The organism is Microcystis wesenbergii FACHB-1317, from assembly GCF_014696875.1.
In the GTDB taxonomy this organism is placed as follows: Bacteria; Cyanobacteriota; Cyanobacteriia; order Cyanobacteriales; family Microcystaceae; genus Microcystis; species Microcystis wesenbergii_A.
Map to the genome: position 1 here is coordinate 1 of NZ_JACJQV010000128.1, position 12253 is coordinate 12253.

General features: G+C 39.9%; 7 protein-coding genes. 4 read left to right on the forward strand and 3 right to left on the reverse strand.

Annotated features, from left to right (window positions below):
• Nucleotides 1–1187: 1187 nt before the first annotated feature.
• A complete protein-coding gene (hpf, locus tag H6F92_RS10840) occupies nucleotides 1188–1787 on the forward strand; it encodes a ribosome hibernation-promoting factor, HPF/YfiA family (protein WP_190357837.1) in 600 nt (199 codons plus the stop codon).
• 58 nt (nucleotides 1788–1845) lie between these two features.
• Here hpf and H6F92_RS10845 read toward each other — a convergent pair whose 3' ends face one another.
• Both H6F92_RS10845 and H6F92_RS10850 read right to left on the reverse strand, forming a co-directional pair.
• Nucleotides 1846–2256: an Hsp20/alpha crystallin family protein gene (locus tag H6F92_RS10845; protein WP_190357838.1), complete on the reverse strand. Its 411-nt coding sequence runs from the start codon at nucleotides 2254–2256 to the stop codon at nucleotides 1846–1848.
• A 382-nt stretch (nucleotides 2257–2638) separates the two neighbouring features.
• On the reverse strand, nucleotides 2639–3280 hold the full coding sequence (locus H6F92_RS10850) for an L-threonylcarbamoyladenylate synthase (protein ID WP_190357839.1): 642 nt from the start codon (nucleotides 3278–3280) through the stop codon (nucleotides 2639–2641).
• Between H6F92_RS10850 and larC the strand changes: the two genes are divergently transcribed.
• Entirely contained in the window at nucleotides 3257–4513 is a 1257-nt protein-coding gene (gene larC / locus H6F92_RS10855) for a nickel pincer cofactor biosynthesis protein LarC (RefSeq protein WP_190357840.1), read from the forward strand. The genes H6F92_RS10850 and larC overlap by 24 nt on opposite strands.
• A gap of 129 nt (nucleotides 4514–4642) precedes the next feature.
• Here larC and H6F92_RS10860 read toward each other — a convergent pair whose 3' ends face one another.
• A complete protein-coding gene (locus tag H6F92_RS10860; RefSeq protein ID WP_190357841.1) occupies nucleotides 4643–5095 on the reverse strand; it encodes a DUF29 domain-containing protein in 453 nt (150 codons plus the stop codon).
• Nucleotides 5096–5699: 604 nt separating this feature from the next.
• Between H6F92_RS10860 and H6F92_RS10865 the strand changes: the two genes are divergently transcribed.
• Nucleotides 5700–9560 carry a hypothetical protein gene (locus tag H6F92_RS10865; RefSeq protein WP_242030094.1) on the forward strand — a complete coding sequence of 1287 codons (3861 nt, stop codon included), beginning with the start codon at nucleotides 5700–5702 and terminating at the stop codon, nucleotides 9558–9560.
• A gap of 49 nt (nucleotides 9561–9609) precedes the next feature.
• Entirely contained in the window at nucleotides 9610–12105 is a 2496-nt protein-coding gene (locus tag H6F92_RS10870; protein WP_190357842.1) for a LamG-like jellyroll fold domain-containing protein, read from the forward strand.
• Nucleotides 12106–12253: the final 148 nt, after the last annotated feature.

The window sequence follows — 12253 nt, forward strand, 5'->3', positions numbered from 1 at the left end:
AACAATATCAAAACTCTTTCTCTAATGTAAGGATTTTCTTCTTTTTTTAGTGCTTTTTGTAACTTTTCTTTTTGTTCGCAATTCAAGTGATTAGGGGCTGGCATAGCTATTGACATTTGAATAGGTTACTGTTTCTATTATACGCTATTTAGATGCTGAACAGCTTAAGTCGGGATTAGCATTTCTCGCCTCTATCAGCGATCGCTGTGGCCACGAGAGCAGCGGGAGTAATTGCCCGAATTTTTAGCCCACAGGGACGAGGTATTTTTTGAGCATTTATTGCGAGATTTGTCAAATTATTTAGGGCTGGCTGAATAAATCTAAAAACCTTGTTGGATAAGGCTTTTAGACTTTTTTGACCTCAAAAAGTGCCGACCCTTGGAGTGATCGGGGGTAAAATTCCGGGACTTTTTCCCTGAAAATTAGGTAACTGACTACCTCAAAATCGGTAAAACCCTACACCCCCCCTGCCCCTAGGGCTGATTCATTCTCTAGTTTGATTCCTTGTTTGTCTGTCTTCAATCGCTTACGGGGCAAGCAAAGCAAGGCATTTTAAAAATTTTTCAGATATTTGTTCTGAGAAATTGACTGAAAACCTTGCCAGATAAGGATTTGATTGAATGACATTTGCGAGAATGAAACGACCCTAGGGGGGGCGGGGGGGTGTAGGGTTGGGGGGGCCACACCCTGCCCCCAGGAAAAACTTTTTCAGCAGACCCTATTTAAGAAATGTGAAGGAGCGCAAAGGAAAATTAAAAGAAGGGAAGATATAGATGTTGGGGAGAATACTAAGTGCTAATCTAGGGTTATCCCATCTATTCCGAGGTTAACCGTCCCACAGGAGAAACAATCACCAGATTCCCTTGCTGGCGGCGAAAATCGGTTTCTTTAAATAAAAGTTAACAGAACTTTGCACTTCTGTTAAGAGAAGGTTTAGAGAAACTTGTTAGAATAGAGGTAGATAAATCCAGTTGCAAATAGGCGCTCGACCCGATGAATTTTCCGCGCGATCCGACAAAAAAAAGAGAACGAGAACACCGACAATATCTAGACTGTGACCTCTAATTAACTTTCACTCAACAGCGCAATCAAGCAGGTTTTTGAGGATTAAATTCCTAGCATCAACACCCCTTAAAAATAGTTGATGTGGGCAGTCCATAGCAAAATTTTTAGATGGAGTAGTGAGTATGAAGCTATTGATTCAGGGCAATAATATCGCTGTCACCGAAGCTATTCATGATTATGTGGAACAAAAGCTGGAGAAAGCGGTGAAACATTTTAACGGCATAACCACAAAGGTCGATGTTCACCTCTCCGTGGAAAAGAATGCTCGCATTCCTGATCGCCACAAAGCAGAAGTAACGGTTTATGCTAATGGAACAGTGATTCGCGCTCAAGAAGGAAGCGAAAATTTATACGCGAGTATTGATTTAGTTTCTGATAAAATCGCTCGTCAACTCCGCAAGTATAAAGAGAGATTGGTGGATCATCGCACCCACGCCACCGTTAAAACTAGCGAGGTGGTGCAAGAGAAACCCTTAGATGATAACCTAATTGGCGATCGCACTCCCGAATTACCTGCGGAAGTAGTGCGGATGAAATACTTTGCCATGCCACCGATGACTATTGAGGAAGCACTAACACAATTGCAATTAGTCGATCACGATTTCTTTATGTTCTGCAACAAAGACACTAACGAAATCAATGTTATCTATCAACGCAATCACGGCGGTTTTGGTGTTATTCAACCCCGTCCCGTCAACCTAAATGGTAAAGAATCCAATTAACAGTTAGCGACTACAAATAAAACTAAAGACTGGAGAATTTCTCCAGTCTTTTTCTCATCTAACCAAGATTAACTTTAACCACTTTATTTTTTTCTGCCACCGCTTTCGGGAGGGTGAGATAAAGAATACCGTCTTGATAGTTAGCGGTAACTTGGCTATTTTGCACCTCCACTGGTAGGGTAATCAAGCGACTAAATTTACCATAATAAAATTCGCTGTTTCCTACCTCGGCAGGGCACTCACGTTGCCCGTTAATAGCCACCATTTGCTTGCTAACCTCCACATCGATATCTTTAATATCCATGCCGGGTAATTCGATTTTTAATTCCACAGAATCCTCGTTAACAGAGATTTCCACTGGGGGACGAGACACCAATGAAGTTGTCGGTAATACTTCTTGAAAAAGTTGATCGATTTGACGTTGGACAGAATTAATTTCTAGGAAGGGAGAATAAAGAGTGAAAGCCATAGTAATAATTTCCTTGAGAGGTTTTCTCTGACTGCGATTACCTCTATCTTAAGCAACTAACTTGACTTCCACAAGGCGGTTTTCAGGAAATAAAAAGTCGCAATAACCGATACAGTTATCAGTTATCAGTTATCAGTTATCAGTTATCAGTGGGAAGTTGTGGGGTGTGGGGTGTGGGGTGTGGGGTGTGGGGTGTGGGGTGTGGGGTGTGGGGTGTGGGGTGTGGGGAAGTGGGGAAGTGGGGAAGTGGGGAAGTGGGGGTGTGGGGTGTGGGAAGAATAAATAAAAATAATCTCCTATCTCCTATCTCCTATCTCCTATCTCCTATCTCCTGTCTCCTGTCTCCTGAATACTGACTCCCGACTGCTGCCTCCTGCCTTCGTTAAAACCATTGTTGTAATTCCGGCCAACCCAAACCCTGACGCACGATATCCGGTTGATCGCCGGTAAAATCAACAATTGTTGACACTTCCGAACCGGGAGCCGAACCATCTTCGATAATTAAATCAACTACATGATCGAGGGCATCGAATAACCTAGCGGATTCTAATCCCTTGGTGGGAAAATCTCCCTCCTCATCGGGAAGATGGGCAGAACTAGAGATAATGGGATTTTCTAGGGTTTCGATAATAGTGCGACAGATAACGTGATTGGGAACCCGGATACCGGTGGTTTTCCGCTTCGGATTCATCACCACTTTCGGCACTAATTTAGTCGCCGGTAAGAGAAAAGTGTAGGGACCGGGTATGACTCGTCGCATAATTTTATAGGCATAATCGCTGACCACTGCGTACTCGGAAATATTCGACAAAGAAGAACAGAGAAACGTCAAGGGTTTATCATTAGATAGTTGCTTGATTTGGCGAACTCGTTCGACGGCGGATTTCACATTGAGATCGCAACCGATCGCATAGACGGTGTCGGTAGGATAAAGCATAATTGCCCCATTTTTCAGGGCATGACAGATTTCTTGGATAGAACGTTGTTGGGGATTTTCCGGATGGAGAGAGTAAATAGTAGCCATGATAGCAAAATCGTCGCCTATTGGGATTGTCCCACGGGAATTGCCGGGGATATGTGTTTAGGGGCGTTAGTAGATTTAGGAGTCCCCTTAGAATACCTGATTGCACAACTAAAAACTTTAGGAATTGAGAATGAATATCAGTTAAGGGCCGAAAAAGTGCATCGTCGCGGTCAAATTGCTACTAAGGTTCACGTCGATGTCACTGCCGAGAAGTCCGCTGATCATCACCACCATCACCATCATACCCCCGCTCGTCATTTACCGGAGATTGAAAGTTTAATTAAACAGGCAAATTTACCCCAGAAAGTCCAAGAATGGAGTTTAGCGGTTTTTCAACAACTTGCGATCGCAGAAGGAGCCGTTCACGGGATCGCACCGGAAAAGGTGCATTTTCACGAAGTCGGGGCAACCGATGCCATTATTGATATCGTCGGGACTTGTTTGGGTTTGGATTGGCTATCGGTGAGTGAATTATACTGTTCTTCTCTACCCACCGGCGGCGGTACAGTTCAGGCCGCCCATGGTCGTTTACCGGTTCCCGTGCCAGCAGTAGTACAATTGTTCAGCCAGCGACAAGTCACAATTTATAGTAATGGCATCGAAGCGGAGTTGGTAACACCCACGGGGGCAGCTATTGTGACAACTTTAGCTAAAAGTTTCGGTAAACCGCCGAAAATGCAGTTAGAAAAGGTCGGTTTAGGGGCAGGGACAAAAGATTTACCGATTCCCAATCTTGTCCGGCTTTGGTTAGGGAAAAAAACACCAGAAAAGCTAGATGAAAGCGAAACTGTGGCAGTTTTAGAAACTCAAATTGATGACTTAAATCCGCAAGCGATCTCCTATTTAAGCGAGGCTTTATTACAATCGGGGGCTTTGGATGTATTTAGTCAAGCAATTACTATGAAAAAATCCCGTTTGGGGATACTTTTGACAGTAATTTGTGACTTGGATAAAATTGCTATTTGTGAAAATATGATCTTTCAGGAAACCACAACTTTAGGCATTAGAAGGACAATTCAAGAGCGATCGATCTTAAAAAGAGAGATACAATCGATCGATACTGTCTATGGTAAAATTCGGCTAAAAGTTGCCTACAAAGAGTCAATTAATCAACCGATTACCGTACAACCAGAATACGAAGATTGTGCCGCTATTGCCCGTCAGCATCATCTACCTTGGCGATTTGTTCATCAAATGGCTTTAGCTATTTGGCAAGAAAAAAATCAGTCTTGACAACAGGGCAATTTTCTACTAAAACTGCTAAGTAATAGGACAAAATTAACTTCTTGGTTAGGATAGGCAAAAGGCAAAAGGTAGTTAGATATGTGTAATTAATTTTGCTTAGGTACTTATATCCATTGTTCAAAAGGTACTTTCAGGAAAATAATCGCAATTTAAAACCTGTTCTTGGCTAAAAGGACAATCAACTGGAAAAGTTTCTTTTGGTAAATTAGTTTCATTTACCGTCCCTCGCACTGCTTTTTGATAACATTCTGCGAAAATATCGGCTAAATAGGGTTTTAAGCTAGGACTATCCCTTAAAATAAGCTCTAATTGTTCTCTTTGCTCATCAATGGTATTTATCCAGCTATTAGTCCGTTTTTTTGGTTGATATTGCCATTTAAGTAAGTGCATCAAGAGAACTTTTAAACGACTAAATACCTCCCGTCTATTATTACGTCCCATATCGGATATTTCTTCGATTAAGTTATCTAAATCGAGTGCCTGTAAATTGCCCTTTTTTAAGTGATTTACGGTTTGCTCAAGCCACAAATTAAAATCAGTTTCATAAAGCTGAGATAATTGATTTTTCATGTCGATGTGGGATTTTTAAAGGGAAACTCTCCGCCAAAATTGGTCGTTACTTGCGATTTTATCACTCAATCTTGGCTCTTGGGGGGTTTAACCCACCCTCCCCCGCACATTAGCTTTTCGATGGGATGTTTACACGCGGTTGTCATACATTTATACCAGTTTAAGAGTGACTGATAATTGCTGATTGTCGGTATTTCTGCCAAGGTTAAGATGCACCCGAAAAAATCAATCTGATTGGCAGCATCTCAACTTTGTAACCCCTAAATCAGGTTTTATGTCAAGCTATTTTGAAAGCCTTGCTAGAAACCAGTTTTAGAGACAAGTATAATCACTCACTTGCATAAATGAGATGCTTCCTTAGAATTGGGAGCATCCCAATTATGTAATAAGTACAAATGCTCAGAAGGGTAAGAAGGCTTTTGTAGTAACGATTCTGGTTCCAATCACACAATTTAAAGAACCGTTGAAAATCTATGAACTCCCGAAAAGGCTTGCCATATAAGTATTTCGCATCTAAGTACAATTGCTTATTGAGAAAGTGGGATGCTACCCTTAAAATATTAGAATCAGAGCAACAGTAAATGCTTGTAATCCTAATGAGAACATGGTCAATAGTATTTTAATGATTCCTATTCATTTGGATGCTCTCTATCTGAAAAGAGAGCGCCTAGTTGTAGAGGCGATGGCAGATTTGAGCATAATTCCTTATTTTAACAGAAAAAGAGACGTAAATCCGAATATTGCTCATATCAGCGAGGAGATTGTTTCCCAACCCTTTCAAAACCAAAATCTCTACCTGAAAGCGGGAATCCATTTACATTGGGCGTTACCCGATGCTTTAACAAAAGGGATTCAAGATAGCGATAAAAAGACAGTTTTCCCATCAGTTCCTAATCGCTGGTTAGTAACACGCACTCTTAACGGCAAAAAACGTCAATGGGTAGTGGAGAGTGATTATCTTTATCGGGAAGGAGAAGGGGAGCAGTTAGGTAGTATTGCTTATCCCATTGAGATAAAGAATGGTAATCATCAACCATTTCGCTATTTAGGTCGCAAACTGCCTATAGAAGCTTGGTTAGAAAATGATCCCAAGGCTGAATACTTACCCTTATTGACGGCGGTAGGTTATGGTGAACCGACTTTTGCCGCTTTTTATCCCAATTGTCACAGTGTTTTTGGATTTTATGATGATTATTCTCCTGAAAATACTGATGGGTTACAGTATGATGTGATTGGGTGGTATAGTGACTTAGAAAAGGATTATTTCAATCAATTCATCAAATCAAAATCTCAATTAACTACACAAGAATTAATCAAAGCGATACAAGAAGAATTCAAGTGGGACATTCCCGTTAAAAGCAATGAACAAATACCTCAAAGAATGCTTTGCTATGCCCGCTTAAAGTTTGCGTCTCCAACCAATACAGAGAGAGAAATTTCGGTAGAAGTGGCTGTAGGAAATACGGGAACGGAGGCATTATCTGCTTATTTAGGTCAAAAAATTGACAACAATTCTCAATCTATTATTGAAGATCAATTAGAAGCTTTAACCCTATCTTCTAGTCTAGAACATCGGCAGTTGGATTTAACGGCTAAGTTTGAGGAAGCACGTCATGAAAAAGGGTTTAATGCGGTCTCATCTGGCACAATATGGACAATTACTTTAGGAAGCACAAACGCTACAACAGCAAATGCTGAAGATGCTCAAGCTCAGAGCGAAGTTACTTTACCCGATAATATAGCTCCTAAACTGAATCAGCTTAATCTATCTCAACAGAAATATGACTGCACTTGCGATGAAATTGAGTCAATGCGTCGGCAACTCTTTTCTGATTGGTATAAGTATATGTTAAGCGCTTATCCCCCCCAAGGTAGCACCGCTCAGTATCCTGATATTGATGAAGTTAAATATTATATTGAGGAGAAGGGAATTGAACCTTTAAAGGCAAAACTGAATGATCTAGAGAATTATAAAAAGTTATTGAATGAATCTTTAACTCAATTACAACAGGCGATCACTCAAGCAAATATTACCCAGTGTAACTTAAAAGTTAGTGATATTTTAGATTGGGAAAAATTTATTAATCAGTTAGAACAGGGAACAACAGAGCCAATTAAAAGAATTAAGCAGTTAATCCCCGATTTGTCCAGTAAAATTGCAGGGAAAAACCAAGGAGAAATTATAGCTGCCTTAAATTTAATTTTGACTAAAAACGAAGAAGAATTAGTCCGTTGCAATCGTCTGCTTTTAGAAGTTTCTTTCCCTCAGCTAATTTTAAAAGCTCCACCACCTTACACCCTGAAACCTATTGCCGGTTCCCGTTATTGGCAACCAACAGAACCAGTTATCTTGATGGTGGGGGAAGGTGTAAAACCCACCATTCGCCATGGACAAGATGGAAGATTGAGGGATGATGGACTGTTAGAATGTGAGATTTTACAACAGGAAGAGGACATTTTTCTCAATGGATTTTCGTCTATTCTCGGTAAAATTGATCAGATAGAAAACAATAAAAAAGGGGAACATATTGGCTTTAGCACTTGGGAAGAACAACCTTGGCATCCGTTTTTACTAGAGTGGGAGGTAGAAGTTTTTCCCCTCCAAAATGGCTGTAATCATTGCATCTATAATCATCAATATGATGCTGAGTTTATTACGCGTAATTATACCTTGAAAGAAAACGAGCCAGAGCTTTCTTTACAGTACGGAAAGGGGGCTGTTCTTAAAGCTGCTAATGTTTATAGTGGTCGGAGTATTTTAACACCCCATGCCGGAATTAAGCTTAAGGAAAAAATAGAAGTTTATTTAAAGAAACAAATTTTGTCAGATTATTACGAGGCTAAGAAAATTACTAAAGAACAGCAAAATGATCACTATCTTAGTAATAATATCCAAGCCATAAAAGAATGGTATGAAACAACAAATGATGCTTCTTTGAATACGCCAGAAAACAAGGCAAAAGACCCCATTTATACTGCCATTAGAGCTTATCAAAATCTTTTAAGCCTAAATTGTCTATCTCAAGCTTTAGGAGGGTTTAACGAGGCTTTATTGATGCACAAGCAGACGTTACAGTTACCGATTGCTGATCCTTTGGGGTTTGTTGAGTATCAATCTTTTACAGATACAGTAAGAGAAATGGTACAACAAAGCATCCGTAGTGCGCCAGAACCTTTAAATGATTTTAACCCCATAAGATCAGGGGTGATGAAAATTTTGCGGTTACGGTTGGTGGATACTTTTGGACAGGTGAAGGATTTAGATATTAGTAATGTTATCACTTCTGAACAAATGACGACCCCCGGCAGTCCCTATCTAGTATCTTTACCCCCTCGTTTGGTACAACCGTCGCGCATTAATTTCCGTTGGTTATCTGCTAGTCAAGGAGAACAGGAAATGAATAGTCATCCTGCGACAACTCCTATTTGTGGCTGGATATTGCCTAATAATTTAGATAATAGCCTCGCCATTTATGACAACCAAGGTAAAGCTTTAGGCGCGATTAATTATGTTAATCAACAAGCCCAATGGGAAGCTGCACCGGGAGATAGTTTACCCCTAGCAGTTGGAGATGTTCAAGATCCACATTTGCAGCGATTAGTCAAGCATATTATCTCTAGTAATAACGAAGGAGATAGCAATTTTCTGGACAATTTTATTACTGCTTTAGATAAGGGTTCAGAGAATATTGATCCCGAAAATTTTGCCCAACATCAAAGTTTAGCACTGTTAATAGGACAACCCATAGCTGTAGTGAGGGCTTCTCTCAATCTGGAATTACAGGGACTTCCCAGAATTAACCAAGATTGGGATGTATTTTGGCGTGATTTAAGGAGAAATACTAGAGAAACTGATGGTTTTGAACAAGTTAAAATTCCTGTACGTTTAGGAGAATATAAGCAATTAAATGATGGTTTATTAGGCTATTGGTTGGAGGAAAAAGAGAGTCTAAGTGAGGCGTTTTACGCGCCCCAAAGTGATGCTGATGGGGTTAATAATTCTCGAATTAAATTTCATGATTCTGCCAATGCTTGGCATATTGATCTTACCGTAGAAGATCCTCCTCAAATGTTAACAATGCTCATTGATCCGAGAGGAAAAGTTCATGCTACCTGCGGAATTTTACCCGTAAAAGCGATTGATATTCCCCTGACTCAATATAGGGATGCTTTAGCAAAAATAGAGATTACTTTCTTATCAACTCCACTTATTAGTCCTCTAAAAAATTTAAAGGATCTAACAGATTTAGATCAGAAGAAAATTTATCTACCTTTACCAGAAGAGGAGGGTTATGAATGGTCTTGGTTAGACAAAGAAAAAGAGGAATGGTTAGTAGTAGCTTCGGAAAATATTGCCCAACCTAATCTTAATGCAGTTTTCTCAGGAAAACAGTCAATCCGAGAGGGATGGTTAAAGTTAAGCCGAAAAAAAGAACCTCCATATCTGAATAATCGCAATAGTTAAAATTAATCCAGAAAGTTCACTCAGTTAAAAAAATTAAGGAGCAAAAATCATGAGTAATAGCAGTGATAATTTGATTATGTCTCTCAAGTTAGATACCATTGACAATAATCAAGCTTTAGACAGTTCTAAATCACAAAATAAAGGGACAGTAAGCGGAGGCGTTACGGTTGTTCCTGATGACTCATTTGGGACTTGCTTTAACTTTGATGGAATAGATGATCAGGTTAAAGTTGACCCGGCAAAATTCGCTTCAGTAACTAATAATTTTACTATTAGTTTTTGGGTAATTCCTACTACAACTATTGCTAAGGACATCCAAGCAACAGTAGGGAAAACAGGGACTGGCGGACAGAGATATGCTATTTTTCCTAATCAGGGTACAGTTGCTTATGGTGGACAAGAAGCAGGTGCAGGGATTTCTGTAGGTACAAATGGGGTTAGTGTTTATGAACACGCAGCCAATTATCTCCCTCCTTTATTAGTATGGGAAAATAATCTCAGTTCTAGTAAATGGAGTCATATTACCGTAGTTTATACCAATAAACAACCATCTTTATATGTTAATGGTCAACTGGTAAAAACGGGTTCAATCAGTTCAAAAAATGTTCATCCTTCTGCAACTATTGGCGGCGAAGCATACGGTCGTTTTCAAGGTAAAATTGCCAATGTTCGTATCTACAATAAGGCTTTATCCTTAGAAGAAATTAAAGGGGATATGGATGAGGATTTAAGTGCAATCGCTTCTTTTAATAAAACCCATCCTTTAGATTTTAACTTATATCAAGGAGAGGATAAAGAGCCAGTTATCTTTATTGACAATGGTACAAAGGAACAAGAACTGGTTTTAGAAATCTGTAATAATACAGATCAGCCTATTACTTTAGCCTCCAAGAGTGGCAGTGCTACTCAAGATAATTACCATTTCGAGTTACGATTTAGACCTGATACTCTATCGCCTAAATCTTTACAGCAATTGGCTTTAAAACCCCAAAGTAATTGGAGTATGAGTTCTCCTGTTACTCAAGCAGATGGGATAGTTTCTCTATATTTCTTGACAACTAATAGTCAAGCTTTAGCCGCAAATGCAACCGCAACTCTAACCATTCAAAATATTAACGTTACCGCCGAGGGAGGAGCAAGAACAACCCGGGTACAATTTCTGTGTCCACAGTTTACTTATGAAGGAGAAACCCTCAGCAATTATTACCGCGAAAAATCTCTGAGTATTGTTAATCATCGAGGGAAGAAAAATATTCCGCTTCATGCTACTTTTATTGGCTCTAATCGGATTTTAAATGACGGCAAAGAACAGACTTTGACTTTGCAAATTCATAATGTTTTAAAGGGTAAAAATATTGATTTTAATCCCATAAATAGTAAGAATCCTTCTCGATTTATTCTTTATTTTGATGTTGATACAGATTGGGGGCTAGGAACTAAATCTCAGGTAGAAGCAATAACCGTTGAGGTTAAAGATTGGAAGCCGGGAGGTAACGAAGAAAAAGACTGGGATATCCGTCCAGAAAAACAAGCACAACCTACCGTAGCAATTGAAGGATTGTCTGCTCCTTATTGGGTTCTAACTCATCAAAATGTAACAGAACCAGTATTAGCGGCAGGACACACGATTCAAATTACCCTCAAGATTCCTGATTTTTCTAGTGTTTTCGGTCAGACCAATCTTTATATACGCTATGAAAATATTCCGGGTTATTGGGATGGAACTTTTGTTTGTACCATTGAAAAATCTCCAATTGTCTTTGATACAAATGGTAATGTTGGCATTGGCACTTCTACGCCAGAGTTTCCGTTAGACGTTCATAGCTTGCGAGTCAGAAATGGCGAATATGCTGCCGGGAATGCTTGGGGTCGTCAAATAATCCTCACTCATAAAGATTCCCCAATATCTCATGTAATTAGGACTCGACATAGTTCTGGTTCAGGCAGTGGAAACGCGATCGACTTTTATGTTTGGGATCCGGATAATCGTTCTGCGGATGGGATAGGTACACTTCCGACAATGACCCTTGATAGCGGGAAAGTTGGGATTGGTACTGGTATTAATGGACTTAATAACAAATTAGAGGTTAAAGGTAATGCCGTTATTGGCTCGACTTATGCGGGAACACGAACGGCTCCTCCCGATGATCTTTTAGTCGAAGGAACGGTAACGGCGAACAAGTTCGTTGGTGAAGGTGCTTTTGTCACTGGCATGATTATTATGTGGTCTGGAAGTATAGATTCTATTCCTACGGGTTGGGCTTTATGTAATGGACTGAATGGTACACCTGATTTACGAGATCGGTTTATTCTGGGAACTGTTGATAACTCACAAAGGGGACAAACAGGTGGAGAATCCTCACACACTCATTCAATGGGTAATGCTGGAAAGCATAGTCATGGGTTCGGTGGTGGTGGAACAATGTCACTTAATACTAGTGCAGGAAATACAACCATATATGAAGCCCTTGATCATAACCACACCATTAATTCAGCTTCTAATCTTCCCCCTTACTACAGGATGGCTTTTATTATGAAAACCTAAGTCATGAAAAAAGAAAAGCGATCGCACCCCATTCCACACCAATTCTCAGAGGTAATGACTCATGGAAAATTAAAAGCGATCGCACTTCATCCCACTCCCAATTCTCAGAGGAATTTCTTATGATACAGACTTACCCTATGTCTAAAAC